The sequence below is a fragment of the Halonotius aquaticus genome, from assembly GCF_003605575.1.
Classification (GTDB): domain Archaea; phylum Halobacteriota; class Halobacteria; order Halobacteriales; family Haloferacaceae; genus Halonotius; species Halonotius aquaticus.
Window position 1 is genome coordinate 99,254 of record NZ_QKNY01000013.1, and the last position, 25,008, is coordinate 124,261.

Here is a 25,008-nt window from a genome sequence, read left to right on the forward strand (position 1 = left end):
CACGGCAGCGTCCTCCGTCCGCGAACCAAACGCGTTTTATATACTCACGGCAAAGCGACGTCAAGGAGATTATACCATGGAAATGCCACGCCGGATGAATACATACTGTCCGCACTGTGATGCTCACCACGAACACGAAGTCGAGAAGGTTCGCTCGGGTCGCTCCACCGGAATGAAGAAGGTGCAAGACCGCCAGCGCGACCGCCAGACCTCGACGATCGGCAACGCCGGGAAGTTCTCGAAGGTGCCCGGTGGCGACAAGCCAACGAAGAAAACCAACCTCACCTACCGCTGCAGCGACTGTGGCACCGCCCACATCCGCGAGGGATGGCGCGCCGGCCGACTCACCTTCCAGGAGTAAGTATGGCAGGCAACTTCGTCACCGTCGAATGCAGCGACTGCGGCAACGAACAGATCGTCTTCGAGAAGACCGCGACGGTCGTCAACTGTGCGGTCTGCGGCACCACGCTGGCAACGCCGACCGGCGGCAAGGCCGACATCGACCACGAGGTCGGCGAGACCGTCGAGGCACGGTAGGCCCCCGAATCAATGAAGTACAGTGGCTACCCCGAGGTCGGCGACCTCGTCGTCGGTGAGGTCGATGAGATCGCTGACTTCGGCGTGTTCGTCGATCTGGATGAGTACGAGGACAAACGCGGGCTGGCCCACATCAGCGAGGTCGCCAGCGGCTGGATCAAAAACGTCCGCGATCACGTCCAGGAGGGCCAAACCGTCGTCGCCAAGGTGTTAGATGTCGACGAAGGCTCCCAACAGATCGATCTCTCGATCAAGGACGTCAACGAACACCAGCGCAAAGACACCATCCAGGCCTGGAAAAACCAACAGAAGGCCGACAACTGGATGGAACTCGCTCTCGGCGAGGACGTCGACGACGACACCTACAGCACGGTCGTCAACGGCCTCCTGGCCGAATATGACTCGCTGTACGAGGCCTTCGAGCAGGCAGCGATCCACGGCATCGAGGCCCTCGACGATACCGATCTCGGCGAGGAACACGTTGAGGCGATCGTCCAGACCGCCCGCGAAAACGTCTCGGTGCCCTACGTCACCGTTACGGGCTACGTCGATCTCCGCTGTCCAACCGCCGACGGCGTCGACGACGTGAAGGAGGCACTCCAGGCGGCGGAGGGCAACGGCGAGGTACCGCCGGAGGTCGAACTCGAAGTCACCTACGTCGGTGCGCCGGAGTACCGCATCAAGGTACAGGCCCCCGACTACAAAACCGCCGAAGCCGAGCTTGAGGCGAGTGCCGACCGCGCCACCGAGGCCATCGCGGCCGCCGGTGGCGAAGGCGAGTACCACCGCGAGCGACGCGAAGACGACGAATAACCGCGTTCTCCTGCTTTTTTCATGAAATCTGACATCCGTGTTTGTAGCGCGTGGGAGACCGAACACGAGCGGCCGGTCTACAGCCTCGGCGACACCTGCCCAGAGTGCGGCAGCCCCACCGCAAACAGCGCGCCCGCGCCGTTTAGCCCGGAGGATCCCTACGGCGAGTACCGACGGGCTCTTAAGCGAAGCGACCGCGAATAGGGCCATGGACGAAATCGAGATCAACTCGCTTGCGGAGCCTGATCTCCGCGATCCGGTGTTGATCGAAGGACTGCCGGGCGTCGGCCATGTCGGGAAGCTCGCGGCGGAACACCTCGTCGAGGAGCTCGACAGCGAGCTGGTGCGGCAGGTCTACGCCGACGAGTTCCCCCCGCAGGTCACCGTCAACGACGAGGGGGTTGCTGACCTCACCTGCGCTGAACTCCATGCCGTCACAACCGAGGGCGACGGCCCTGATCTCGTCGTGTTGACCGGCGACCACCAGGCAGCCACCAACGACGGCCACTACCGGCTGACCACCGCCTTCCTTGATGCAGCGGAATCGTTGGGCGTCGAGACGGCTTACGCACTCGGCGGCGTTCCGACCGGCGAACTCATCGAGGAGTATACCGTCCTTGGGGCGGTCAGTGGTGTCGAGCAGAAAGCGACACTCGAAGACGCCGGCGTCGAGTTCCGCCCCGATGAGCCGGAGGGCGGCATCGTCGGCGTCAGTGGCTTAATCCTTGGACTGGGCAAGCGACGCGGTCTCGATGCAGCCTGTCTGATGGGTGAAACGAGCGGCTATCTCGTCGACCCCAAGAGCGCGCAGGCCGTCCTCGAAGTGCTCGAAACGGTGCTTGACTTCGAGGTCGATTTCAGCTCCTTGGAGGATCGCGCCGAGGAGATGGAAGAGGTCGTCGGCAAGATCCAGGAGATGCAGTCCCAACAGCAGGCGATCCCCGACGAAGAACTGCGATATATTGGTTAAACCGCGGCTGTTGTCGACGCGTTGGCAGCCACAATTGTGGCCGTTGACTGAGTCATCATTTTATTCCCGGCTGTTGAATCGATTGGTATGACGATTGTGCGTGTCGCCGGTGTCGGCCTCACACCATTTGGCGACCACGGCGACCGCGCCGGCCGCGACCTCTTTGCTGACGCCGCCGCGGCCACTATCGACGACGCCGGGATCGACCGCGCGGCCGTCGATCGCCTCGACTACGGCAACTTCATGGGTGCACTCGCCGAGCAACAGGGCCACCAAGCCCCACTGATGGCCGAAGCTGCCGGCCTCGACTGCTCGGCAACGCGCTACGAGGAGGCCTGTGCCTCCGCCGGTGTCGCGGTCAAAGCCGGCGTCGAAGCGATTCGTGCGGGCACTGCCGATGTCATCGTCGCCGGCGGGATGGAGCGGATGACCTGCCTCGACACCGGCGCGGTCACTGACGCTCTCGCCATCGCGGCCGATGAGCTGTATGAGGTTCGCGCCGGTATGACGTTCCCCAGCGCGTACGCGCTGATGGCCCAAGCCTACTTCGAGCGTTTCGGCGGCAGCCGCGAGGATCTTGCCCATATCGCGGTCAAAAACCACGCCAATGCCGTCCCCAACGAGTACGCCCAGTACCAACGCGAGATCACCGTCGAGGACGCGCTTGACGCGCCGCCGGTCGCCGAACCACTGCATCTCTACGACGCCTGCCCGATCACCGATGGCGCGAGCGCGGTCGTCCTCACATCCGACGAATACGCCGCCACCCACGGCCTCGACGCGCCGGTGTCGATCACGGGTGTCGGACAGGGTGGCGACCGCCTCGCCTTGCAGGATCGAGACGCGATCGCCGAAACGCCGGCCGCGACGGCGGCCGCCGAGACTGCCTACGCCGACAGCGGGATCTCCGCCGCCGACATCGACGTCGCCGAGGTGCACGACTGTTTCACCATCGCCGAAGCGATGGCGCTCGAATCGCTCGGCATCGCCGGGGCCGGTGAGGGGATCCTCGCCGCCCGCGATGGCAAAACGACACCAGACGGTGACTGCCCAGTGAACCTCTCGGGCGGGCTGAAAGCCAAGGGCCATCCGGTCGGCGCGACCGGTGGCAGCCAGATCGCCGAACTCACGCGCCTGCTGCGGGGAGACCACCCAAACAGCGAGCACGTCGATGATGCGACCACCGGTGTCGCACACAACGCCGGCGGCACCGTCGCCAGCGCGGTGGTTCACGTGTTGGAGGTGGCCGAATGACAGACGAGCACCCAGCCACAGATGGGCAGCCAGCCAGCTACGACGAGTGGCTTGACGCCATCGACGCCGGTGAGGGGTTCTATCTTGAATCACCAGCTGGCGTCGGCTCGTTGCCACCGCGCCGCGTCTGTCCCGAAACCGGATCGACTGACCTCACACGCGAGCCGCTGCCCGAGATTGGCACCATCGACACCTACAGCGTCGTCCACGTCGCAACTCCCGGATTCGACGCCGACGCGCCCTACGTCAGTGCGATCGCCTCGTTCGGCCCGGTTCGGATCACAGGTGTCGTTCGCGGTGTCGACCCCGACGCAGTCGGTGATACCACTGATCTCATCGGGGCCGAGGTTCGGGTGACCGTCGAGACACGTGCAACGACCGACGATCGGCTCGTTGTGTTGCGCCCAACCGATAGTAGCAACGACGGCTGAACCGCAGGAGAGACCACACCGTCTGATCGTGTCGAGACGTCTATACCACCAGCACCCCAAGATGAGGCCATGAGCGACGACGAGGGCTTGGGCCTCACCGTCAAGAGCGCGGAGAAACGCGACGCCGGCCGTGGTATCGCTCGCCTGTCGGAGCGGGCGATCCGCGAACTCGGCGTCTTGAGCGGTGATACGGTCGTCATCGAGGGCACGCAGGCGACCGTCGCCAAGGTCTGGCCCGGCGGCCACGACGTGGCTGACGGCACCGTTCGCATCGATGCCGACACCCGCGCTAACGCCGACGTGAAAGTTGGCCAGCAGGTGCGTGTCAGAAAGGAGTCTGTCGCCGAGGCAACCGCGGTGACACTCCAGGCACCCGAAGAGCTTGGCACCGTTGACATCGATCACGAGACGATCGAAACGGCGGTCAAACGCGGGCTGCGGGATCGCCCGATCAGAACCGGCGAAGGCGTTCGCATTGAACGACTCGCCGGCAGTCGATTCGTTGTGACCGACACCGATCCTGATGGTACGGTTCGGGTGAGTGGATCGACGACGGTGACCGTCTCACCGACCACCGGCAGCGACGCCGGTGAGTCAGCCGGCGACAAACTCCGCAAAACCGTTGATCGGGCGACGGGTGCCGGCGGCGACGACGCGCCACAGCGACCGGAGACCGGCGTCACCTACGAGGATATCGGTGGTCTTGACGAGGAACTCGAACTCGTCCGGGAGATGATCGAACTCCCGCTGTCGGAGCCGGAGGTCTTCACCCGCCTCGGTGTCGACCCGCCGAAAGGCGTCCTGCTGCATGGCCCGCCGGGCACCGGCAAAACGCTCATCGCCAAGGCCGTCGCCAACGAGGTTGATGCAACCTTCCTCACCGTGTCCGGCCCCGAGATCATGTCGAAATACAAGGGCGAAAGCGAGGAGAAACTCCGCGAGAAGTTTGAGGCGGCCGCCGAGGACGCCCCTGCCATCGTCTTCTTCGATGAGATCGACTCGATCGCGGGCAAACGCGACGACGGCGGCGACGTGGAGAGTCGGGTCGTCGGCCAACTCCTCTCGCTGATGGATGGTCTTGACGCCCGCGGCGACGTGATCGTCATCGGCGCGACCAACCGCGTCGATTCGCTCGATCCCGCACTCCGGCGGGGCGGTCGCTTTGATCGGGAGATCGAGATCGGGGTTCCCGGCGAGGCTGGCCGGCGGGAGGTACTCGATGTTCACACCCGCCGGATGCCGCTGGCCGAGGATGTCGATATCGACACACTCGCGGCGCGAACCCACGGGTTTGTCGGCGCTGATCTAGAGGGCCTCGCGAAAGAGGCGGCGATGACGGCGCTCCGTCGAACCCGACAGGCCGGCGATGATCTCCGGGCCGTCGAGGTCACCCGCGAGGACTTCGAGACGGCGATGACAGCGGTCGAACCCTCGGCTATGCGGGAGTACGTCGCCGAGCAGCCGACAACCGATTTCGACGACGTTGGCGGCCTCACCGCGGTGAAAGAACAGCTCGAACAGGCTGTGACGTGGCCACTGCAGTACGGCCCGCTGTTCGACGCTGCCGATACAACGCCGCCGACTGGGGTGTTACTGCATGGGCCACCGGGCACCGGCAAGACGCTGTTGGCCCGCGCGATCGCCGGCGAAAGCGAGGTCAACTTCATTCAGGTTCGGGGCCCCGAGCTACTGGATCGCTACGTCGGCGAGAGCGAAAAGGCCGTCCGAGAGGTCTTTGAGCGTGCCCGACAATCCGCACCGGCGATCATCTTCTTCGATGAGATCGACGCCATCGCCGGCGACCGCGATGGGCTGGGCGGCGACTCGGGTGTCGGCGACCGCGTCGTGAGCCAACTGCTGACCGAACTCGATCGTCTCAACGACACCCCGAATCTTGTCGTGTTGGCCGCGACGAACCGCCGGGAGAGCATCGATGGGGCATTGCTCCGCTCGGGACGGCTTGAACGATCGATCGAGGTACCGAACCCGGATCGAGCGACGCGTCAAGCAGTGCTCGATGTGCATACTCGAACCATGCAGTTGGCCGACGATGTCGACCTCGATGTGATCGCTGCCTCAACCGAGGGGGCCTCCAGTGCCGATCTCACATCGATCTGTCGGGAGGCATCGCTGCTGGCGATCACGGAGTTGACTGAGCAGTACGAAGGAGCCACAGCCAACGACCACGCCGACGAGTTGGAAGTCACTGCAGCCCACTTCGAGGCAGCCAAAGCATCGGTGCTTGAAACGTAGCTACGGCGAGAGGCTGTCGGCACCGACCCGTGGTTTGAAGCCGACTGCCACCAAACGCCGGGCATGAGCGATGAAGAACCGCTGTCTGAGCAGCCATTGACCGAGAGCCGCGCCGACCAACTCAAAACAGTCTGCCGGAGCGCGGTCGGCGACAGCTGTCGGTCGGTCACCTACTTTGATGCGACCAACTACATGCAGGTGTACCTCCGCGATGATCTCGAACAGGACGCCGATCTGATGTCGTTTATCGGCCACGAGTGGCACGACTACAAGACGACGACCGACGCCTACGCCGGCTCCGAGTTGGGGCAGTATCGCTACTCGATCCGCGTGTTCGAAAACGGGTTTCTGGTGCGGATCGGCGTCGGCGACAGCGGCGTCTTCGTGACGACCGACGGGCTGAAGCTCAAGGACTTTGATTCGTTGGTCGCAGCCATCTCTGAGTTGCTCGACCGCTGGGAGTAGGCTGTGTCTTCGGGTCGGCTTCGCACGCTGCTCGGCGTCCCCGTGACCGCTGCCCGCTGGTGGCGACGCACAACGACCGCGCCACCCACCGAACAGTACCTGCTGTTGGTCGCCCTCCCAGCAGTCCTGAGTTTGGGCTGGGTGCTCGGTATCGGTGACGGGTTGGGGTTCAGTCTCGCCGCTGACTCGCTGTTTGCCGACAGGCGAACGCTGCTCACAGCCTTTACCGCGAACTACGTCCACGTCAGCGGTCGACACCTCGTCGACAATCTGCTCAACTTTTGGGTCACCCTGTTCGGCCTCTACCCGCTGGTGGCGATCGCAGGCTGGGAACAGCAGTTCCGCCGCCTGACAGTTGGCTATCTTCTCGGCGTCCCATTCTGTATCGCCTGGGTCACACTGGCGACACTCGGGCAGGTCACCAACCAACTCTCAGTTGGGTTTTCGGGGATCGTGGCTGCCTTTCTTGGATTGGTGCCGGTCATGCTGGTGGCCGCTGGCAGCGAGGTTACTGACGGCGAGATTGATCCAGCATGGAGTGTGGTGCCGTTCACTGGCTCGTTGGCTGTTGTCTTTGCCGCCCCCTCGGTGTGGTACTTCCCTGTCCAACCACTGATCGCCCTTGGCTGTCTCGCAACCGGGGTTCTCGCCGGCGGGCTCCTCTGGTGGCTGAAACCACCAGCCGGTGTCGTCGCCACCGCGCGGTCGCTGTCACCCGATCGTCTGTTGGCGTTTTTGATCGGGACGACCGTCTTTGTCTTCGGCGTTGTCGGCGCGTTGGTGCTTGTCCCGCGCGGCACCAATGTGTGGGGACATCTCACGGGCTACGTCGCTGGCTTTCTGCTGCCGTATCTCGGCTACGTCATCGGCCCGGCACTTCGGTCAAACCGGTGACTGCCTTCCACCGAACACCTGTCCAGCCTGCTGGCGGTGCCGAAACCGTTATATTGGTGTTGGCTAATCCTATATTTAGATGAGTCTAATTTACACCGGCGTGGTGGCAGCTCACCCACGGAGGTGGCTCGATGGCGGGTGAAATTCTCGACATCTTTCTCGCCTCAGTGCGGGATGGCTACGTGCAGGTCAGCGCGTTTGTTGCGGTGACTGTCCTCGCGTTCAGTTACGTCCAGTATCGAACCAAGGGCGCGCTCACCGACCGCTTGGAGTCAAACCGCCGGTACCAGCCGCTTGTCGGCGCGGCGATGGGGTTGACGCCGGGCTGTGGCGGCGCGATCGTCATGATGCCGCTGTACATCCGCGGCACGGTGAGTTTTGGCACTGTTGTGGCGACGCTGATCGCCACTGCCGGTGACTCGGCGTTCGTGATCCTCGCGCTCGCCCCGGAGGCTGCCCTCTATGCCTACGGGATGGCCTTCGCGGCGGCGATTCTCTCGGGGTACGCCATCGACCGCTTCGGCATGGGCGTCGGCTACGTCGACAGCGCGGTGAGCCAACTGCAGACGACAGCGACCGACGGCGGAACCGCCGCCAGTGTCGTCGGCCGAAGCTCGAACCCGGCCCATGAGTACGACGGCGAGACACCAATTCACACCCACGAGTCCGGCCCTGATCGTGAATCGAGGGTGTTGACGCCGCTGAGTCACGCGATCCACGCGCTGTGGTGGGTGGCAGCCGTCGCGGCTCTCATCTTGGGCGTTACCTACCTCCTTCGTGGCGCGCCGGAGGTGCCGCTGATGGTCGGCGGCTCCTTTGCCGGCCTGTTTACGATTGTCGGCATCGCGGGGACGACGCTGTCGTTTTACCTCTATCTCGTCGGGCGACACTACATCGGCGAGGGGCAGGTCGGCCGCGCCCGGGAGTCATTTGGAAGCCTGTATAGCACCTTTCAACATGCCGCCATGGAGACGAGTTTCGTCACGGTCTGGGTGCTTGTTGCCTATCTGCTCTATGAGTACCCCGTCGCCTTCTTCGAGATCGATATCGCCGCCGTCGCCGCCGCGGCGGGCGTCTTCGCGCCGGTCGGCGGCGCGCTGTTGGGGTTGATCCCGGGCTGTGGCCCCCAGATTGTGCTGGCGGGCGCCTACGCCCAAGGCGGGATCCCGTTTTCCGCGCTGGCCGCCAACGCGATCAGCCAGGATGGCGACGCACTGTTCCCGCTGATTGCGATCGACAAGAAGGCCGCTATCATTGCCAGCATCTACACGACGATCCCCGCGCTCATCATCGGCGTCGCGCTGCACTTCCTGTGGGGGCCGGTGTTCGGGCTCGAATCCTTCGGCTTTGGTGTCCTCGGCGGCTAACTTAGGTCGCCGCTGCTCCACCGACCGGGAAGTCGGCCGCGAGATCGGTGATAACACCGGCCAGCAGGTCGATCCCGACGGCGATATCGCGCTCCTGTACGTCGAACGTCGGCGTGTGGTGGCCGCCCGGATGATCGGTGCCGACGCCGACGTAGGCTGCCAGTCCGCCCCGTTGGTGGACGCGCTGCATGAGATACGTGGCATCTTCGCTGCCGCCGAGGCTGTCATATTCAACGACGGTGTCGACGCCGGTCATTTGGCGAGCAACACGGTCGACAACCTCGACGACTGCGGCGTCGCTGTGGGCGCTCGGCGCGTCGCCCAGTCGTTCGATGTCGACCTCGCAGTTGTGCATCCTCGCCGCTCCCGCCAGCACATCTTCGGCGTGATCCCACATGTACTCCATCAGGCCGGTCGTCTCGCCGCGAACCTCGCCTTCGATGAACGACTCTTCGGGGACGATATTGCTCGCGGTGCCGCCGCCGACACGGCCGGCGTTGACGCGGGTGCCGCCGGCGGAATTGCGCGGTATCCCATAGAGATTCTGCACCGCGGCGGCCATCGCCTGTACCGCGTTGTCGCCGTCCTCGGGCCGCGCGCCGGCGTGGGCCGATTCGCCCGTAAACGTCGCCTCGAACTGTCTGACAGCGAGAAACTCGTCGATGCCGGCGACAACTTTGCCCGAGGGGTGATCGAGGCCGATGTGCGGAGCCAGCAGGGCGTCGACATCGTCGAGGACGCCGGAGTCGGCGATCGACTTGCCGCCCGAGATCGTCTCCTCGGCGGGCTGGAAGAGCAGTTTGAACGTGCCAGCGAAATCACTGTCGAGGATGCGATCAAGTACGCCGAGGCCGATGGTCGCATGCGCGTCATGGCCGCAGGCGTGCATGTAGCCCTCGTTGGTCGAGCGAAACCCTGCGGCTGTGGGATAGTGATCGTCGCTGTCGGCTTCGGTGATCGGCAACGCGTCGATGTCGACCCGGAGTGCGATGGTTGGCCCATCGCCGCGCTTGACGACGGCGACCGCGCCGGTGAAGCCGTCACCGATGGTGGCGAGTACGTCCTCGCTCGCGCCGGCCTCGCGGGCACGCTGTCGCCACTCGGTGAGCGTCGTGTCACCGGGGACGTTTCGGCGACTGTCGGGCGCGTGGATCGCTGGGCCGGACAGGATATCGTCTATCTCTCGCTGTTCGAGTTCCTCAAGTAGGCGGCTCGTCGTGTAGAACTCACACCATGCCGGTTCGGGCTGTTGGTGGAGGTCGCGACGAAAGGTACGATAGCTCGCAGCCAGTGTGGAGTCGGCCATACCAGCAGCAGGACGGCAGCGAAAATAAAACGCGGCGACCCTGTCGAGGTGTCGCCTCCGACTGCGGTCGCGTCGTCGATTCGGGTCGTTGAGGCCTGTTCGCTACTGTGAGTACGGGATCCGCGAAGGGCGACCCATGTTCCGATTCTCGGCGGCTTCCATCCGGCCGACGACCATCCCGGCGACCTGTACCGCCGCGGCCAACACCGGCTCTTCGATGTCCATGTGGAGTTCTTCGGGGGATTGGCTCGCTAACAGTTCGAGATAATCCTGATTAAGCTCGTCTAACAGTGCCGGATCGAGTTCTTCGAGAATGAAGGCCTCCGCCAACTCATCCGCTAACTCGACAACGTCGGGATCAAACTCGAAGGCCCCTCCATCGGCTGGCGACTCCGTCATAGAGCTATCTACCGTACTCGGCAAAGTGAATCTTTCTCCATTCGACCGATATGTGTGGGTGTTGTCGACTTTTGATACCCCAAACAGCCAGTCAGCCGGCATCAGTTGCCGCCCAGCGGTTGCTGTTGTTCAACCTCGATTTCGACATGGATCGAGTCCGGAAAGTCCATGTGGCCGACCTCGTTGGCGATGTGTTCCGCCCCGTGGATGTCGATCCGACGTTCATAGACACTGTAGTCCCAGTTTTGGAAACTATCGCCCGGTTGGAGGGTCTGGTACTGGGGGACGGTGAGCCGGGTTTCGGGGGAGGTATGCGGCCCCTTACACTGGCCACCTTTCCGCTCGACCAGTTCCTTCAGATCGTCAACCGTCTCAGTGAGGACGGCTCGATCGCCAGACTGGAAGGTGAGTTTCGTGACGAAGGTCATATCCACCCCTGAGACGGCAAGCACTAAAAGCCCGTCTACCGCCTCGTGGCGTGCGGTACCCTCTCATCCACGATGGCAGGGCCGGACTGCGTTTTCGGTCGACCGCCGGCTGGGCTACCGATTGCGTGGTACCGCCGCCTCCGATACCCTCTTAGGGTGGGCCTCCGTAGCAGGGCGCAATGACGGTTGAGGCAACCAGTGCTGGAGCGATCCTCTTCCGCGATACCCGTGGCTGCCGGGAGTATTTGCTCCTCAAAAGCCGACCGGGGGACTGGGAGTTCCCCAAAGGCGGGGTCGAAGGAGACGAGGAGCTTCAGCAAACTGCGATCCGAGAGGTAACGGAAGAAGCCGGGATCGAAGAGTTCCGACTCATCAACGGCTTTCGTGAGGACTACGATTACGTGTTCCAGGCCAGCGGCGACACCATCCACAAGACGGTGCATCTGTTCATCGCCCACTCCTTTGAGGCCAGCGCGGAACTCTCGACGGAACACCGCGACCTGCAGTGGCGCGACTACGAGCAGGCCCTCAATACAATCACCCAAGACGGCCCACGAGAGATCCTCAAACAGGCCGACGAGTTCCTCGATGAGCGGCTTGAAGAGGAGGGCGATTACATCTAACCCGGGTTGTGTCCGGCCCTGCAACCGCCGACTCGGAGTTTAGCTACGAGCTGTGTGTCTGTCGCTGGGCGGAACTCGCGTGGCCGCCCGGCAGCGACAGCAACGACGAGAGTGACGCACACACCAGCGACGATACCGTTCATGTTGTTGCCCGACAACTCGGCACGAAACATCGACGCTGGGATACCGTCGTTATTGAGTGTGATCCGGACGCACTGCAGGCGCGGGCGGCCTTCGGCGACGACGAACTCGATTCCGACCTCCTCCATGTCGTCCGCAACGCGCCCGCTGAGTGGGCGTGGTACCGCGACGCACTCCCCGAGCCCGACTATCCGTGGCGATACGTCCGGGAGGCGGTGCATCGCGCGGCCGACCGCGGCGTGGTACAGACCCGCAGCGAGGGCAACCGGATCCAGCTCAAACAGATCGCCCCCTACCCCGACTGGGTGCAACGACTGATCGCCATCGAGAACAAACCGGATCTTGACGCCGCGGCGGCCGACCGACTGGCCGAACAGATTGACCATGATGTTGAAACCGGTCTCGCAGACGAGGTCTGGGTTGCCACCGCCGAAACCGGTGCGACCGTCGAGCCAGCCTTGTTGGAAGCACTCCCGGTTGAAGCTGGCATCCTCACGACGGATTTCACCGGTGGTGTCGACAGCGACGCCGCCAGCGTCGCTTGGCATCCAACTTCGTTGACACCGACCCACGGCGACGACTACCGGGTGTCACGCCGACTCGAACTCGCCGAACGCGCCTATGGCCGCGGCTGGCGGGAGTATCACGCGACGATGCGGCCGGATTGCCGACATTTTGAGTTGCGACGCACTGGCCGGCTTTTGGTTCCATGGTGTGCTGCCAAGGAGTGCCATCAGTCGTCGTCAGTTTGTAGCGGTGGCTGCGAGGCGTTCGAACCTGAACCACCGGCGTGGCGAACGAAGGGGTGGCCCATCGACGGCGGGCCGGGAGCCGGCATTCGGCGACTGTTGGCTGCTCGGGCCGCCCGCAAGCGATAGCTACTCCTCAGTTGTCGACACCGACACGGTATCGCGGTCGACGCAGGCGCGGAACGTCGGCACCGCACGATAGATGACTTCGACAACACCGATCCGCTTCAATCGCTGGAGGGCTTGCCGGACGTCGTCGACATCGGGGTCGATGTCGTAGGCCGCTCGCAGCCCGTTGAGCACGCTGACGACGCTTTCGGATCGCTCATCAGCCCCGGCAACGGTTTCGAACACGTTGGCCTCCAACGGCGAGAGTCGGACGGAACTCGGCGGCGCGTCGTCATCTTCGCCGTCGGCCGGCGGGGCGACCCCCGGCTCGACGCCCGTGAGCTCGACGGCCTCCGGCGTCGATCGGATGAGGCTGTCGTCGTCGCGGTAGTAGTAGTCTTTGAGGTGGCCTTCGAGATACTGATGGACCTCGCTGCCGCTGTCTAACTCCCAACGTTCCTGTAGCTCGCCGTTTTTTGTCGGCTGGAGCTCGACGACATCTTCCAGCCGTGAGAGCTCCTCGTCGGTGAGGCTCATACCGGCCGTTTGCAACCGTCCCATATCGTGGTTCCGGGTTCCGGTCGATGGAGCGGCGTCGTGACGCACCGTCGCAACCCTGTGGTTTAAGTACGACAGTTGATTGCCTCCGCTTAATGGAATTCTGTGACGACTGCGGTTCGATGCTGAAGACTGAGGGCGACAAATGGGTCTGTGGGTCGTGTGGCTTCGAGAAGCTCCGCGATGAGGCCGCCGAGGCTGCGATGGTAACAACTGAAGGACAAGAGGAAGGCGAGATCATCGACATTAGCGACGCCGAGGACAAGGGGCTCCCGACGACGACGGCGGCCTGTCCGGAGTGTGACAACGACCGCGCCTACTGGTATATGCAACAGATCCGGGCAGCCGATGAAAGCGAGACTCGCTTCTTTGTGTGTACCGAATGCGAACACAAGTGGCGCGAGGACGACCACTAGATGGATGTTCCCCGGCCGGCCGTCCCGAGCGACCACCTGGCCGGCTGGCGGGAGACTGACGCCACCGTCGACGAAGCGTTTTCGACGCCGGTTGTGACCGTCTACACGCATACGGTCGTATTTGAGGAGACCGAAGCACGCGAGCACATTCGCGCCCAGACTGGCTGTGATCACCCCTGGCAATTCTTCTTCGTGAGTCGCATTCGGCTTGAACCGTCACGCGACCCAGGGCCGATGTTGACGAAGCTGGTACGACGGAAGGCCGCTGCCGGCTTCACCGACCGGCTTGCCGATCGCGGCATCGAGCAGGTCGCCGAGCGCAGTCGCCGTGACCGATCGATCGGCGACACGTCGGGACTACTTGTCACCTACGGCGGGCTGGTTCGGCGGTCGATTCAGGACAGCGATGGCACCGACCCCTCGGCTGTTGCCGACGAGAGCACCGATGCCGCCAGTCACGCTCACGATCCCTCGCCTGCGCTGCTGTCGGTGCCGATTACCGCCGTCCTCGGTGTCTGGGCGGCCGCTGGCGACTACCATGTTGCCGGCGGCGGTGCCCCGGCTGGGCCGCCCGACAGCGGCCCCTCAGACGTTGTCGACGCTGTCGCCGAGGCAATCGATCCGACAGCGGCTCGTGAGACCCTTCTCGATCTGATCGACGCTTGCGGCCGGGTCGGATAAGTCGGTGGGCTACTTGTCGAGGAGCACCTGACAGCAGGCGCGAGCGTCGGCGATGTGTTCGTCGGCAATTTCGTCGCCGGTCGCGTCGGCCTCAGCCAGTAGCGCGGCGACCTGCTGGACTCGCTTTCGTCTGGTCGCCGGGTCGATGTCGTCGCTGGCCGCATCCCGTGCGACCGCTTCGGCTTCGCCAAGCCATCGGTTGGTCGCCGGCGGAATCGGTCGCTCGGCGGTGGCAGTCAGATGGGCAGCCAAGGCGTCGCTTGCGGCTGCGGGATCTTCTGGGGGTGTGTCGGGCGCTTCCATACATCTCCTCGTCGGAGGAGCTGTGTAATCGTATTGGCCCCCGTCGCGATCTAACAGTGGTTTGCTGTGCGCAGTCGATCAGTGTGGTTTTATGTATGGTGTCAGTAGCGCACAAGCATATGACTGAGACGCCGTCCGTTAGTCGACGACGACTGCTCGCCGCCGGTGGTGTCGGCCTCGGGTTGGCCGCTGCCGGCTGTATGGCACCAGGTTCAGAACGACGCGCCACTGCCTTCCTGCAGCTGTCAGAGGACGCCCAGGCTGAACTACAGGCCCAAAACCAGGAGCTCAGACAGGAGCTCCAAAGTGGAAACATCTCTCGACAAGAGGCTGGCCAGCAGGTCTCCGAACTTCGAAGCGAGCTCACCGACGAGCTGGTCGAGAGTGCGACCACAGAGGCGGAATCACTCGGACTGACGGTTGAGGATTCGATCATACCACCAGGCGGCTCACCGCTGCTACTCGTGTCGGGATCAGAGAGCGCACTCCTCGATTATATAAACGTCGACATGGTCGCTGGCATCACCAGCCCTGACCAGTTCGAAGAGCTCCGACAACAACAGGCTCAAGCAGCAAATCAGACTACCCAACCCAGCGGCTAACCGCGGACGGTTTCACGTCGCCGTCGCCGACACCGATCATTTTTCCATCCGCCGCGCCGACCCACACTGATGACCGATCCACTGCGTCGCAATCGACTGGCCGAGGAGGGTAGTCCGTATCTCACCCAACATGAGGACAATCCCGTCAACTGGCAGCCGTGGGATGCGACCGCCTTGGAGGCAGCGAAAGATCAGAACAAACCGATCTTTCTGTCGATCGGCTACTCGGCGTGTCACTGGTGTCATGTCATGGAGGAGGAAAGCTTCGAAGACGACGCCGTCGCCGAGCGGCTCAACGAGCATTTCATTCCGATCAAGGTCGACCGCGAGGAGCGACCGGATATTGACAGCATCTATATGTCGATCTGTCAGCGCGTCACCGGCCGCGGCGGCTGGCCGCTGACGGCGTGGCTCACCCCCGAGGGCAACCCCTTCTACATTGGCACCTACTTCCCGAAGGAACCACAGGGACAGATGCCGGGCTTGCTCGATCTGCTCGACAAGATCGCAGCCTCATGGAACGATCCCGAGGAGCGAAGCGAGATGCAAACCCGCGCCGAGCAGTGGGCTGACACCGCCCGCGACAAGTACGACACCCCCGACGCCGACAGCACAAGCGAGGTACCCGGCGACGACACCCTCGACAGCGCGGTTCGAACCGCACTCCGTTCGGTCGACGACGAGTACGGCGGCTTCGGCTCTGATGGCCCGAAGTTCCCCCAGCCGGGGCGGATCAATCTGCTTCTGCGGGCAGCGGGTCGCAGCGGTAGCAGCGACGCACTGACCGCGGTGACGACGACGCTCGATGCGATGGCAGACGGCGGGATGTACGACCACCTCGGCGGTGGCTTCCACCGCTATGCGACCGACCGGGAGTGGACGGTGCCGCACTTCGAGAAGATGCTGTACGACAACGCCGGGTTGCCACCGCTGTATCTCGCTGGCCACCAACTCACCGACGACGACGGATACGTCGAGACTGTCGACGAGACGCTGGCGTTTGTCGACCGCGAACTCACTCACCCCGATGGCGGCTTCTACAGCACACTTGACGCTCGCAGTGGCGACGAAGAGGGATCGTTCTACGTCTGGACGCCTGAAGACGTTCATGCGCATCTTGATGATCCGGCGGCGACGCTGTTCTGTGAGCGCTACGGTGTGACCGACGGTGGCAACTTCGAGCGCGGGACGACTGTGCTGAACGTCTCAGCCACGGTCGAAGCACTCGCCGACGAACACGATCTGTCGGCCGATGAGGTCGAAGACACGGTAGCGACAGCACGCGACACGCTGTTCGAGGCTCGTGAAGAACGAACCCGACCACCACGCGACGAGAAGATCTTGGCCGGCTGGAACGGGATGATGATCTCAGCGTACGCGGATGCCGCACGCATGCGTGACGCTGACTACGCCGAGCCGGCTCGCGACGCGCTGGACTTTGTCACCGACCACCTCCTCGACAGCGAGACGGGGCGGCTCCAACGGCGGTTCATCGACGGCGATGTCGCCGGCGAGGGGTATCTGGAGGATTATGCCTTCCTCGCGCGTGGCGCGTTCGACCTGTATCAGGCGACCGGCGACCTCCAGCCCCTCAGTGTCGCGCTTGATCTCGTCGATACCATTGTTTCGGCGTTCTGGGATGCGGAGACGAAAACGATCTACTTCACCCCCGATGACGGCGAAGAACTGGTGACGCGACCCCAGGAACTCACCGATAGCTCGACACCGTCGAGCCTCGGCGCGACCGTCGACCTACTCTGTGAGCTTGATGGTTTTGTCACCGACGCCGACTACCGAGAGATTGCTGGTGAGGTGTTGGCAACCCACAGCAACCGTATCACCGGTAATCCACTCCAACACGTCTCGCTAACGCTGGCGGCCGACCGCTACACCAACGGCGGCGCGGAACTCACCGTTGCGGCCGACGACCTCCCGAGCGACTGGCGGGATACGTTAGCCGACCGCTACCTGCCGGGTGTCACGCTCGCACACCGTCCGCCGACGGAATCGGGGCTCCAAGCGTGGCTTGATGAACTGGGCTTAGAGACCGCGCCGCCGGTCTGGGCCGGCCGGGAGGCCATCGACGGTGAGCCAACGGTCTACGCTTGTGAGTCGTTTACTTGTTCGCCGCCAAAAACGGCGTTGGAGCCGGCTTTGGAGTGGCTAGACGCAAATCGGTAAGTACGATCTCCGTTTGTTACCTAACTGCCTGCGACAGCAACGAAGCGATTTATATGCGTCGACGCGGGCAACACACACGTAGATGGCCACCACTTGTTGGGCTCGGCAGTTGGGAGGGAGCCAATGATTCCGCTTGCTGGTGAGGCTGGCACGAACACGCTGTTGATCGTCGCGGCCATCCTCGGCTTAGGTGTCACCTCGCAGGTGCTGGCTGATCGGTTTCGCGTCCCCAGCGTCCTCTTTTTGATCCTCTCTGGCGTCGCTGTCGGACCGAAGGGGCTCTCAATTGTCACCCAGGATGTCTTCGGCGGGGCGCTCACAACGATCGTTGGGCTCAGTGTGGCGATCATCGTCTTTGAGGGCTCATTCCACCTCAAAATCGAGAAGCTGCGAGAATCGCCCTCCGCAGCCCTCCGGCTGATCACACTTGGGGCCGCGCTCTCATTTATCGGGACGACGCTTGCTGTCCGGTTCTTTCTCAATACTACCTGGGGAATCGCAGCGCTCATTGGGGCCTTGCTTATCGCCACCGGGCCAACAGTCATCACACCGATCCTCGCGGTCGTCCCGGTGCGTGATCGCGTCGCTGCCGCGCTTGAGACCGAAGGCATCGTCAACGATGTGACGGCGGCGATCCTTGCGGTCGTGATCTTCAAACTCCTCGCAGCACAGGGGGCAACACCGCTGGCGTATCTGACTGACTTCGTCGAGCGATTGAGCGTCGGCGTGTTCATCGGGCTCGTTATCTCGGCGATTTTGTGGTTGCTCCTTACCCGTGTGCGGACGCCAATGGGCTGGACGCCACAGAACGCCCGGTTGCTGACGCTTGTCGGCGCGATTGTGGCCTACAGTACCGCGGATACGATTGTCACCGAATCCGGGGTTGCGGCGGTGGCAACCGCCGGGATCGTCCTTGGAAACGTTGGATTGCCGTATGAGGCCGAGATCGAGGAGTTCAAAGGCGATATCACGATTATCGTGCTCTCGTTCGTGTTTATCGCCCTTGCTGCCTTGATCGAGTTTGAGACTCTGCTTGATCTTGGTCTCGCTGGGCTGGCCGTTGTCGTGGTGGTCGCACTCATCTTGCGACCGCTGTTGGTGTTTTTGTCGACGACTGGCGATCGGTTCACCCGTGGCGAGAAACTGTTTATGAGCTTTGTCGGTCCGCGCGGGATCATCCCCGCCAGCGTCGCCACGCTGTTTGCGATCCAACTCGGGACGCCGGCAGCCCCTTCGAACCCGGAGGGTGCAAGCATCCTTGCGGGCACGGTCTTTCTGGTAATTCTGCTCACAGTGGTGTTTGAAGGCGGGTTTGCACGGCAGCTTGCGGAATGGTTCAAGGTGATTCCAATGCGAGTACTCATCATCGGCGGCGGACGTGTCGGCACAGAACTGGCTGAACGACTCGAGGAACGCGGCGAGAACGTCGTCATCATCGAGGAGCGAAAATCGGCGGCGGAAAAACTCCGCAACAACGGTTTCAGTGTTCGGGAGGGTGATGGCACAAACGTCGAGTTGCTGCGAAAAGCCGGCGGTGACCGGTCGAAAACGATCGTCGCGGCCACCGGCGACGATGATACCAACCTGCTTGTGGCACAGCTTGCAGAATCGACGTTTGACACCGAGACGGTGATCACCCGTGTCAACGAGCCCGAAAACGTCGACGCCTTCGAGGAACTTGGTGTCAAGACCATCTCGGCGTCGGCCTCGACAGCGTGGGGGATCGACAACCTCATCGAGCGGCCAGCGATGTCACGATGGATGACCGAACTCGGCCGCAGCGGCGACGTCCAGGAGGTCGAGGTGACCGACGAATCGCTGGCCGGCAAAACCATCAGCGACGTCAACGAGATGCTCCCCGAGGGCTGTATCGTCGCACTCGTCAGCCGTGACGAGGAAAATACCGTGCCAGAAGCCAGCCTTGAGTTGGAGTACGGCGATCACCTGACGATCCTCGGTCGGACGGAGGCGGTTCACGAGGCGATCGATCAGTTGCATCCACACGACTGAGGACAGTCCCGTCCCGAGACATATGCGGTAGTGTCGCCTCGGTGTTGATTCGGTCACTGCGCTGGGCTTGCGGTTCTCCGAGCGAGAGTCCGGTTGTGTCGGCTCGTTTCGCGGCTATCCCAGGGATTTAATATGAGCTGTCAGGTACGTGTGGCTAAATATGTCACACAACATACGGCGGCGAGATGTCGTGAAAGCACTGGGTGCAAGCGGAACGATCGCGCTGGCTGGCTGTGCCGGCAACGGCGGCGGTGGCGATGGCGGCGGTCGGACGCTGAGCCAGGGTGTGTTGATGCCGCTATCTGGCGGTCTCAGCAATCTCGGCCAGCCGATCCGTGACGGCGCGACGCTCCCGTTTAACCTGCTTGAGGGGAACACGGAGTTCACCATCGACAGCCAGGTTGAAGACACCCAGACCGATCCCAATGCCGGCCAGACGGCCGCAAGCGCGCTCGTCGACGCCGGCTATCCGGCTGTCACCGGCGCGGCTGGGTCGGAAGTTACGATCCAGGTCGCCGAAAACGTCTTGATCCCGAACAACGTTATGGCTTGCTCGCCGGCTTCAACGTCGCCAGCAATCACCGATCTCGACGACAATAATCTTATTTGGCGAACGCCGCCGTCGGACGCGCTGCAGGGGCAGGTGTTGGCGCAGGTCGCAACCGAAAACGAGGGGGCAGAGACGGCTGCGACAATGTACGTCAACAACGCCTACGGACAAGCACTCTCCAACAGCTTCGTGTCAGCATTCGACGGCACCGTCCAAAACGAGGTGTCGTTCCCGTCAGGGGCGAGTTCCTACAGTTCACAGCTGAGTCAGGCCCTCAGTGATGATCCGGATACCGTCGTCGTTGTCGGCTATCCCGAAAGCGGCGTCCAACTGTTCCGGGACTACTACTCAGAGTACGACGGCTCGACGCCGTTCCTCGTCACCGATGGGCTTCAGGACGGCGACCTGCCGAGCAATGTCGGCAACGCAATGACCAACGTGCAGGGAAGCGCACCAAGTGCGTCCGGCCCCGGTCGGGACTTTTTCACCACCGAGTATCAAAATGAGTACAATAGCGAACCCGGCGTCTTCACCTCACAGGCATTCGACGCAACGGCCGTCTGTCTGCTCGCCAATGCCGCCGCCGGCGAAAACAGCGGCCCGGCAATCGCCGAGCAGATGCAGGCCGTCGCCAACCCCGGCGGCGAGGAAGTGACGCCGTCAACGCTGGCCGACGGGCTGGCGATGGCCGCTGAAGGCACTGAGATCCAGTATCAAGGTGCCTCCAGTCCGGTCGACTTCAACGAGAACGGCGATCTGACGGCAGCGACCTACCAAGTCTTTGCGTTCAACGAGGACGGCTACGAAGCCACCGACACCATCGAGTTCTCGGCCTGACAGCCGCTGTCGCAGATTTACCGCCGAATTAGCCGCCGAGGAACTGTTTTCTGACTTCCGGATCGTTCAGCAACGCGTCGCCGTCCTCCTCGTAGCGATTGTTCCCTTGGACGAGGACGTAGCTGCGGTCACAGCGTTTGAGCGCCTCCTTCGCGTTTTGTTCAACCATAAGGATCGCCGTCCCATCGTCGTTGATTCGGTCGATCCGGTCGAACATGTCGTCGACGAGATCGGGCGCGAGGCCGGCGCTCGGCTCATCGAGCAACAGCAGGTCGGGATCGAGCATCAACGCTCGCCCCATCGCCAGCATCTGCTGTTGGCCACCCGACATCGTCCCCGCCTTCTGGCCCTGCCGCTCTTCTAAGATCGGGAAGCGGTTGAAGACGGCCTGCATGGCGTCGTCGGGCACAGTATCGAGCACATACGCGCCCATTTCGAGGTTTTCCTTGACCGACAGCGACGGGAAGACGTTGTCCGACTGCGGCACGTAGCCGATGCCGTGGTGAATGATCTCCTCGGGGCGGAGCCCGTGGATCGGTTCATCGTTGAACTCGATGTGGCCGCCCATGTAGGTCGTCAGCCCGAAGACCGATTTCATCGTTGTCGACTTCCCCGCGCCGTTGGGGCCGACGATGGTGACGTACTCGCCGTCGGCGACATCGAGATCAACGTCTTCGAGGATTTGGAGGTCGCCGTAGCCGGCGTCCAGTGACCGAACGCACAGCAGGCTGTCGTCGTAGGTCGTCACCTCGGTGGTTGCAGTCGTCTCGCTCATTGTTGCTCACCAAAGTAGGCATCGACGACACGCTCATTATTCCGGATTTCCTCGGGGCGGCCCTCGGCCAAGACGTGCCCTTGATGCATCACGATAACGGGATCACAGTGTTCCATGATGATGTCCATGTCGTGTTCGACCAACAGGAAGGTCAGCCCCTCCTCGGCGCGTAGTTGATTGATGCGGTCAAGCAGCTTCGTTTCCAGCGTCGGGTTGACGCCGGCGAACGGTTCATCTAACAGGAGCATGTCTGGGTCGGTCATCAGCGCGCGGGCCAACTCCAGCAGTTTCCGTTGGCCGCCGGAGAGATTCCCGGCCTGCTCCTCAGCGAGGTGGTCGATCTCGAAGAACTCAAGCGATTCCCACACCGCCTCGCGCAACTCGGTTTCCTCCTCGATCACACCGTCTCTGAACGGCGGGAGTATCGACCGATAGAGGGCCTCGCCCTGTTGTCGCTGTGGAGCGAGCATCAGGTTTTCGAGGACAGTCATCTCGGCTAATTCGCGTGCGATCTGGAAGGTTCGCACGAGCCCGCGGTTGGCGATGACGTTCGGCGCGAGCCCGGCGATATCCGTGCCGTTGAAGTAGACCGCGCCGTCGGTCGGCTCGTGAACTCCCGTAATGCAGTTGAACGTCGTCGATTTTCCCGCGCCGTTCGGCCCGATCAGCCCTGTAAGGGACTCGTCGGCGACCGTAAACGACGCCCCATCGACAGCGGTGATGCCGCCGAACTCCTTGCGGAGGTTTTCGACACGGAGGGGTGGGTCTTCGTCGCCGTCTCCGGCGGTGTCGACGGCCGGATCCTCACCGATACTGTCGGCGGCTGACTCGCTACTCATTGTCGACACCTCCTTCATCGGGAGCCGTCAAATCTGTCCCTGTTTGGCCCCCTGGTGTGTGGCCCTCGCTGAGATCGACGGCGGCCGCCGTCTCGGTGCGATGGCCGAGCAGCCCCTCGGGGCGATTCTGCATCAGATAGACCAACAGGACGCCGACGAAGACAAATCGGAGCGCAGGGAGCCGTTGGTTCAGGATGTAGCCCAACAGGGGGGCGATCTCGCCGGCCGCGATCGGGCCAACCGCGGCGATGAAGTTGTTGGGGTTAGCCTGGATCGAAAAGGTCTGCTCGATCATGGTGGGGAGGTACTGCGGCAGGAGAAAGAGGAGGTTGGCGAAGACCGCCCCACCGAGGACGCTGCCGGTGTTTGAGCCTGCACCGCCGATGATGACGGCAATGAAGATGTAGAAGGTGAGTTCGGGGCGGAATGCTTGTGGGTAGACCGCACCGGTGCCGAACCCTTGCCAGAGCACGCCGGCCAACCCCATCAGCGCGCAGCCGAGCATGAACGTCTTGATCTTGAAGCGGTTGGTGTCCTTGCCGAGTGATTTGGCGACGACCTCGTCTTCCCGGATCGCCTTGAGCACGCGACCGAACGGCGAGTTGCCGACGCGAGCCAACAGCGTGTACACGAGGAACACGACGACCGCAAGCACCAGCCCATAGGTGAGATCGACGATGACAGCACTGCGAACGACGCCGAACACAGCCTCGAAGAAGCCAAAGACAGCGGCCCCGATCGGCGTTGTCCCCGACGCAGCACTGCTCGGATCGACGTAATAGATCGCCCGAACCGGGTTGCTCGGGAAGTTCCCGATGCCGCTGGCCCCGCCGGTACCGAGGGCGATGCCGCCGGGCAGCGTGAACGTGCTAAACGCCGGCGAGTTGTACGTCAGTCGGATGATCTCCGAGATCGCGACCGTGACAATGGCGAGGTAGTCGGCGCGCAGCCGGAGGGCCGGCAACGCGGTCACGAGGCCAACGAGTGCGGCCGCCAGCATCCCGCCGACGATGCCGACCGCGATCGGGAGGCCGAGGCCGGGCGGCGAGCCTGTCGGCGGCGCGGTCAACATCGCCATCGTGTAGACGCCGACGGCCATGAATCCCGCAATCCCGATATTGAACAGCCCGGCGTATCCCCAATGGAGGTTCAACGCGAGGACGATCAGCGCGTAGACCGCGGTGAAAAAGGTGACCTGTCCGAGAATCGAGATGAGCCCCGCGACATCGTAGTTGAGAATCGCGCCGACGCCGAGAAAGAGCAGGTAGAACGCGGCCATCGCTGTGAGGACGAGTGCGGCATCGGAGCGTTCGAGCAACTCGCGGAACTGCGTGAGCCGACCGGTCTGGAACTGATCGCTGCTCATGCAGTGCTCACCCCGCCGAAGATCCCTTCCGGACGGAACAGCAGCACGAAGATCATCAGCCCGAAGGCGACGGGCTCGGCGAAACTGGAGAGGTCGCCGGTCAGCCAGATCAGCGAGAGCCGGCTCGCCAGCCCGATGACCAGGCCACCGACGATCGCGCCGTAGACCGAGCCGATACCGCCCATAATGACGGCGGCGAAGATCAACAGCAGCAGCAACCAGCCGAGATCGTAGGCGATGGTGCCCTGCGTGAGGACGACGAGGTAGCCAGCCGCGCCGGCCAGCCCGCCGCCGAGAATCCACGTTGTTCGGATGACGCCCTCGACCGGAATCCCTGTCACCTGTGCGAGATCGCGGTTGTCGGCCATCGCCCGCATCGCCTTGCCGAGCTTGCTTCGTTGTAAGAGGAGATGGACGCCGACCATCAGCGCGAGAGCGATAGCGACGATTGTGAGTTCGTGGGCGTTGATGACGACGCCGCCGATGTCGTAGGACGGAACCCGGCTGATGTCGGTGACGCCCTGTCGACCACTATAGAAGAAAAAGACGATGAGATACCGGAGTACGAAGGCAACCCCGATACTCGCAATGAGTAGTGTGATCCCGTCGGCCTCGCGGATCGGCCGGTAGACCAGCCGATCGACCAACAGCGACACGCCGATCGTGAAGCCGACGGCGACGACGAGCCCGGCGAGAATGCTCCCCGGTGTGTTTGTGATGCTGACGCCAACGTCACCGGGTGCGGGGCCGTCGCCGGCGCCGATAAGCAGCAACCCGCCGGCCGCATACCGATCAATGCCAGCCAAGAGATAGGCGACTGCCCACCCTGAGAACGCCCCCCAGGAGATGTAATCGCCGTGGGCGAAGTTCGCAAATCCAAGGATGCTGTAGGTCAATGAGAGGCCGATCCCAGCCAGCCCGATGAGTAGCCCGATCACCAACCCGTCCCAGACAAAGCCGCCGAACCGCGCGGCGGTGAGGCCGCCGCCGAGCAGTTTCCCGAAGAGGTCACCGACCAACAGCATGGCGGCGACCGCTACGACCACGAGCCCGGGTTGGTCGCGCAGTAGTTGTTGACCGCGTGCGTATAGCTCCATTCGTTCGCACGGAGAACAGGAGTGCTGATAAAAGAATCTTCCCACCATCTGTACG

28 protein-coding genes are annotated in these 25,008 nt (G+C 63.0%); 19 read left to right on the forward strand and 9 right to left on the reverse strand.

The features are described 5' to 3' along the window. Positions 1 to 76 precede the first annotated feature (76 nt). The 11 genes from DM826_RS08720 (at position 77) to DM826_RS08770 (ending at position 8,984) form a co-directional block, all read left to right on the forward strand. Positions 77 to 361 carry a 50S ribosomal protein L44e gene (locus DM826_RS08720; protein WP_120082597.1) on the forward strand — a complete coding sequence of 95 codons (285 nt, stop codon included), beginning with the start codon at positions 77 to 79 and terminating at the stop codon, positions 359 to 361. A gap of 2 nt (positions 362 to 363) precedes the next feature. Next, positions 364 to 537: a 30S ribosomal protein S27e gene (locus tag DM826_RS08725; protein ID WP_120082595.1), complete on the forward strand. Its 174-nt coding sequence runs from the start codon at positions 364 to 366 to the stop codon at positions 535 to 537. Between the two features lie 12 nt (positions 538 to 549). After that, a complete protein-coding gene (locus tag DM826_RS08730) occupies positions 550 to 1,350 on the forward strand; it encodes a translation initiation factor IF-2 subunit alpha (protein ID WP_120103010.1) in 801 nt (266 codons plus the stop codon). A gap of 21 nt (positions 1,351 to 1,371) precedes the next feature. Next, positions 1,372 to 1,554 carry an RNA-protein complex protein Nop10 gene (locus DM826_RS08735; protein ID WP_120103011.1) on the forward strand — a complete coding sequence of 61 codons (183 nt, stop codon included), beginning with the start codon at positions 1,372 to 1,374 and terminating at the stop codon, positions 1,552 to 1,554. Between the two features lie 4 nt (positions 1,555 to 1,558). Beyond that, positions 1,559 to 2,320, forward strand: coding sequence for a proteasome assembly chaperone family protein (locus DM826_RS08740; protein WP_120103012.1), 762 nt, complete (start codon positions 1,559 to 1,561; stop codon positions 2,318 to 2,320). An 87-nt stretch (positions 2,321 to 2,407) separates the two neighbouring features. Next, a complete protein-coding gene (locus tag DM826_RS08745) occupies positions 2,408 to 3,574 on the forward strand; it encodes a thiolase C-terminal domain-containing protein (RefSeq protein WP_120103013.1) in 1,167 nt (388 codons plus the stop codon). Next, positions 3,571 to 4,005, forward strand: a complete 435-nt coding sequence (locus tag DM826_RS08750) for a Zn-ribbon domain-containing OB-fold protein (protein WP_120103014.1) — start codon at positions 3,571 to 3,573, stop codon at positions 4,003 to 4,005. The genes DM826_RS08745 and DM826_RS08750 overlap by 4 nt, the downstream gene beginning before the upstream one ends. A gap of 69 nt (positions 4,006 to 4,074) precedes the next feature. Next, positions 4,075 to 6,258 (forward strand): AAA family ATPase, encoded by a 2,184-nt coding sequence (locus DM826_RS08755; protein ID WP_120103015.1) that lies wholly within the window; start codon positions 4,075 to 4,077, stop codon positions 6,256 to 6,258. A 63-nt stretch (positions 6,259 to 6,321) separates the two neighbouring features. Next, positions 6,322 to 6,723 (forward strand): DUF7522 family protein, encoded by a 402-nt coding sequence (locus DM826_RS08760; RefSeq protein ID WP_120103016.1) that lies wholly within the window; start codon positions 6,322 to 6,324, stop codon positions 6,721 to 6,723. A 3-nt stretch (positions 6,724 to 6,726) separates the two neighbouring features. Next, positions 6,727 to 7,617 (forward strand): hypothetical protein, encoded by an 891-nt coding sequence (locus DM826_RS08765; RefSeq protein ID WP_133304670.1) that lies wholly within the window; start codon positions 6,727 to 6,729, stop codon positions 7,615 to 7,617. 131 nt (positions 7,618 to 7,748) lie between these two features. After that, on the forward strand, positions 7,749 to 8,984 hold the full coding sequence (locus DM826_RS08770) for a putative manganese transporter (protein ID WP_120103018.1): 1,236 nt from the start codon (positions 7,749 to 7,751) through the stop codon (positions 8,982 to 8,984). 1 nt (position 8,985) lies between these two features. Here the strand turns inward: DM826_RS08770 and DM826_RS08775 are convergent, their stop codons facing one another. The 3 genes from DM826_RS08775 to DM826_RS08785 form a co-directional block, all read right to left on the reverse strand. Beyond that, on the reverse strand, positions 8,986 to 10,290 hold the full coding sequence (locus DM826_RS08775; RefSeq protein WP_120103019.1) for an amidohydrolase: 1,305 nt from the start codon (positions 10,288 to 10,290) through the stop codon (positions 8,986 to 8,988). A 102-nt stretch (positions 10,291 to 10,392) separates the two neighbouring features. Then, on the reverse strand, positions 10,393 to 10,689 hold the full coding sequence (locus DM826_RS08780) for a hypothetical protein (RefSeq protein ID WP_120103020.1): 297 nt from the start codon (positions 10,687 to 10,689) through the stop codon (positions 10,393 to 10,395). Between the two features lie 101 nt (positions 10,690 to 10,790). Then, the gene (locus tag DM826_RS08785; protein WP_120103021.1) at positions 10,791 to 11,117 is read right to left on the reverse strand and encodes an uS10/mL48 family ribosomal protein; all 327 of its coding nucleotides are present in this window, start codon (positions 11,115 to 11,117) and stop codon (positions 10,791 to 10,793) included. 179 nt (positions 11,118 to 11,296) lie between these two features. Here DM826_RS08785 and DM826_RS08790 point away from each other — a divergent pair, with 179 nt between their 5' ends. Both DM826_RS08790 and DM826_RS08795 read left to right on the forward strand, forming a co-directional pair. Continuing rightward, the gene (locus DM826_RS08790) at positions 11,297 to 11,740 is read left to right on the forward strand and encodes a bis(5'-nucleosyl)-tetraphosphatase (protein WP_120103022.1); all 444 of its coding nucleotides are present in this window, start codon (positions 11,297 to 11,299) and stop codon (positions 11,738 to 11,740) included. An 8-nt stretch (positions 11,741 to 11,748) separates the two neighbouring features. Continuing rightward, complete coding sequence (locus DM826_RS08795; protein ID WP_120103023.1) at positions 11,749 to 12,759, forward strand: DUF5787 family protein; 1,011 nt, start codon at positions 11,749 to 11,751, stop codon at positions 12,757 to 12,759. Here the strand turns inward: DM826_RS08795 and DM826_RS08800 are convergent, their stop codons facing one another. Further along, entirely contained in the window at positions 12,760 to 13,275 is a 516-nt protein-coding gene (locus tag DM826_RS08800; protein ID WP_120103024.1) for a DUF5797 family protein, read from the reverse strand. A gap of 116 nt (positions 13,276 to 13,391) precedes the next feature. On the opposite strand from DM826_RS08800, the gene DM826_RS08805 reads away from it, so the two are divergent. Together DM826_RS08805 and DM826_RS08810 are read left to right on the forward strand one after the other, a co-directional pair. Continuing rightward, positions 13,392 to 13,712, forward strand: coding sequence for a transcription factor S (locus DM826_RS08805; protein WP_120103025.1), 321 nt, complete (start codon positions 13,392 to 13,394; stop codon positions 13,710 to 13,712). After that, positions 13,713 to 14,393, forward strand: a complete 681-nt coding sequence (locus tag DM826_RS08810) for a hypothetical protein (protein WP_120103026.1) — start codon at positions 13,713 to 13,715, stop codon at positions 14,391 to 14,393. A 9-nt stretch (positions 14,394 to 14,402) separates the two neighbouring features. On the opposite strand, the gene DM826_RS08815 is transcribed toward DM826_RS08810, so the two are convergent. Next, the gene (locus DM826_RS08815) at positions 14,403 to 14,696 is read right to left on the reverse strand and encodes a hypothetical protein (RefSeq protein ID WP_120103027.1); all 294 of its coding nucleotides are present in this window, start codon (positions 14,694 to 14,696) and stop codon (positions 14,403 to 14,405) included. A 119-nt stretch (positions 14,697 to 14,815) separates the two neighbouring features. On the opposite strand from DM826_RS08815, the gene DM826_RS08820 reads away from it, so the two are divergent. The 4 genes from DM826_RS08820 (at position 14,816) to DM826_RS08835 (ending at position 20,876) form a co-directional block, all read left to right on the forward strand. Beyond that, on the forward strand, positions 14,816 to 15,298 hold the full coding sequence (locus DM826_RS08820; RefSeq protein ID WP_120103028.1) for a hypothetical protein: 483 nt from the start codon (positions 14,816 to 14,818) through the stop codon (positions 15,296 to 15,298). 69 nt (positions 15,299 to 15,367) lie between these two features. After that, a complete protein-coding gene (locus DM826_RS08825; protein ID WP_120103029.1) occupies positions 15,368 to 17,479 on the forward strand; it encodes a thioredoxin domain-containing protein in 2,112 nt (703 codons plus the stop codon). 123 nt (positions 17,480 to 17,602) lie between these two features. Beyond that, the gene (locus DM826_RS08830; protein WP_120103030.1) at positions 17,603 to 19,489 is read left to right on the forward strand and encodes a cation:proton antiporter domain-containing protein; all 1,887 of its coding nucleotides are present in this window, start codon (positions 17,603 to 17,605) and stop codon (positions 19,487 to 19,489) included. A gap of 160 nt (positions 19,490 to 19,649) precedes the next feature. Then, complete coding sequence (locus tag DM826_RS08835) at positions 19,650 to 20,876, forward strand: ABC transporter substrate-binding protein (protein WP_120103031.1); 1,227 nt, start codon at positions 19,650 to 19,652, stop codon at positions 20,874 to 20,876. A gap of 28 nt (positions 20,877 to 20,904) precedes the next feature. On the opposite strand, the gene DM826_RS08840 is transcribed toward DM826_RS08835, so the two are convergent. Genes DM826_RS08840 through DM826_RS08855 form a run of 4 tightly spaced genes read right to left on the reverse strand, consistent with a single transcriptional unit; the run spans position 20,905 to position 24,953 of the window. Beyond that, positions 20,905 to 21,651, reverse strand: a complete 747-nt coding sequence (locus tag DM826_RS08840; protein ID WP_120103032.1) for an ABC transporter ATP-binding protein — start codon at positions 21,649 to 21,651, stop codon at positions 20,905 to 20,907. Next, positions 21,648 to 22,508, reverse strand: a complete 861-nt coding sequence (locus tag DM826_RS08845; protein WP_120103033.1) for an ABC transporter ATP-binding protein — start codon at positions 22,506 to 22,508, stop codon at positions 21,648 to 21,650. The genes DM826_RS08840 and DM826_RS08845 overlap by 4 nt, the downstream gene beginning before the upstream one ends. Further along, positions 22,483 to 23,856 carry a branched-chain amino acid ABC transporter permease gene (locus tag DM826_RS08850; protein ID WP_165853288.1) on the reverse strand — a complete coding sequence of 458 codons (1,374 nt, stop codon included), beginning with the start codon at positions 23,854 to 23,856 and terminating at the stop codon, positions 22,483 to 22,485. Before DM826_RS08850 ends, DM826_RS08845 begins: the two co-directional genes overlap by 26 nt. Further along, positions 23,853 to 24,953 carry a branched-chain amino acid ABC transporter permease gene (locus tag DM826_RS08855; RefSeq protein ID WP_120103034.1) on the reverse strand — a complete coding sequence of 367 codons (1,101 nt, stop codon included), beginning with the start codon at positions 24,951 to 24,953 and terminating at the stop codon, positions 23,853 to 23,855. The genes DM826_RS08850 and DM826_RS08855 overlap by 4 nt, the downstream gene beginning before the upstream one ends. Positions 24,954 to 25,008 lie beyond the last annotated feature (55 nt).

Bases quoted from the DNA above. Each gene is read 5' to 3' on its own strand.
- DM826_RS08750 (WP_120103014.1), top strand. From the start codon at position 3,571: ATGACAGACGAGCACCCAGCCACAGATGGGCAGCCAGCCAGCTACGAC.
- DM826_RS08740 (WP_120103012.1), top strand. From the start codon at position 1,559: ATGGACGAAATCGAGATCAACTCGCTTGCGGAGCCTGATCTCCGCGAT.
- DM826_RS08745 (WP_120103013.1), top strand. From the start codon at position 2,408: ATGACGATTGTGCGTGTCGCCGGTGTCGGCCTCACACCATTTGGCGAC.
- DM826_RS08725 (WP_120082595.1), top strand. From the start codon at position 364: ATGGCAGGCAACTTCGTCACCGTCGAATGCAGCGACTGCGGCAACGAA.
- DM826_RS08735 (WP_120103011.1), top strand. From the start codon at position 1,372: ATGAAATCTGACATCCGTGTTTGTAGCGCGTGGGAGACCGAACACGAG.
- DM826_RS08855 (WP_120103034.1), bottom strand. From the start codon at position 24,953: ATGGAGCTATACGCACGCGGTCAACAACTACTGCGCGACCAACCCGGG.
- DM826_RS08720 (WP_120082597.1), top strand. From the start codon at position 77: ATGGAAATGCCACGCCGGATGAATACATACTGTCCGCACTGTGATGCT.
- DM826_RS08825 (WP_120103029.1), top strand. From the start codon at position 15,368: ATGACCGATCCACTGCGTCGCAATCGACTGGCCGAGGAGGGTAGTCCG.
- DM826_RS08835 (WP_120103031.1), top strand. From the start codon at position 19,650: ATGTCACACAACATACGGCGGCGAGATGTCGTGAAAGCACTGGGTGCA.
- DM826_RS08805 (WP_120103025.1), top strand. From the start codon at position 13,392: ATGGAATTCTGTGACGACTGCGGTTCGATGCTGAAGACTGAGGGCGAC.
- DM826_RS08780 (WP_120103020.1), bottom strand. From the start codon at position 10,689: ATGACGGAGTCGCCAGCCGATGGAGGGGCCTTCGAGTTTGATCCCGAC.
- DM826_RS08850 (WP_165853288.1), bottom strand. From the start codon at position 23,856: ATGAGCAGCGATCAGTTCCAGACCGGTCGGCTCACGCAGTTCCGCGAG.
- DM826_RS08785 (WP_120103021.1), bottom strand. From the start codon at position 11,117: ATGACCTTCGTCACGAAACTCACCTTCCAGTCTGGCGATCGAGCCGTC.
- DM826_RS08760 (WP_120103016.1), top strand. From the start codon at position 6,322: ATGAGCGATGAAGAACCGCTGTCTGAGCAGCCATTGACCGAGAGCCGC.
- DM826_RS08770 (WP_120103018.1), top strand. From the start codon at position 7,749: ATGGCGGGTGAAATTCTCGACATCTTTCTCGCCTCAGTGCGGGATGGC.
- DM826_RS08755 (WP_120103015.1), top strand. From the start codon at position 4,075: ATGAGCGACGACGAGGGCTTGGGCCTCACCGTCAAGAGCGCGGAGAAA.
- DM826_RS08820 (WP_120103028.1), top strand. From the start codon at position 14,816: ATGACTGAGACGCCGTCCGTTAGTCGACGACGACTGCTCGCCGCCGGT.
- DM826_RS08845 (WP_120103033.1), bottom strand. From the start codon at position 22,508: ATGAAGGAGGTGTCGACAATGAGTAGCGAGTCAGCCGCCGACAGTATC.
- DM826_RS08840 (WP_120103032.1), bottom strand. From the start codon at position 21,651: ATGAGCGAGACGACTGCAACCACCGAGGTGACGACCTACGACGACAGC.
- DM826_RS08810 (WP_120103026.1), top strand. From the start codon at position 13,713: ATGGATGTTCCCCGGCCGGCCGTCCCGAGCGACCACCTGGCCGGCTGG.
- DM826_RS08830 (WP_120103030.1), top strand. From the start codon at position 17,603: ATGATTCCGCTTGCTGGTGAGGCTGGCACGAACACGCTGTTGATCGTC.
- DM826_RS08775 (WP_120103019.1), bottom strand. From the start codon at position 10,290: ATGGCCGACTCCACACTGGCTGCGAGCTATCGTACCTTTCGTCGCGAC.
- DM826_RS08790 (WP_120103022.1), top strand. From the start codon at position 11,297: ATGACGGTTGAGGCAACCAGTGCTGGAGCGATCCTCTTCCGCGATACC.
- DM826_RS08800 (WP_120103024.1), bottom strand. From the start codon at position 13,275: ATGAGCCTCACCGACGAGGAGCTCTCACGGCTGGAAGATGTCGTCGAG.
- DM826_RS08815 (WP_120103027.1), bottom strand. From the start codon at position 14,696: ATGGAAGCGCCCGACACACCCCCAGAAGATCCCGCAGCCGCAAGCGAC.
- DM826_RS08730 (WP_120103010.1), top strand. From the start codon at position 550: ATGAAGTACAGTGGCTACCCCGAGGTCGGCGACCTCGTCGTCGGTGAG.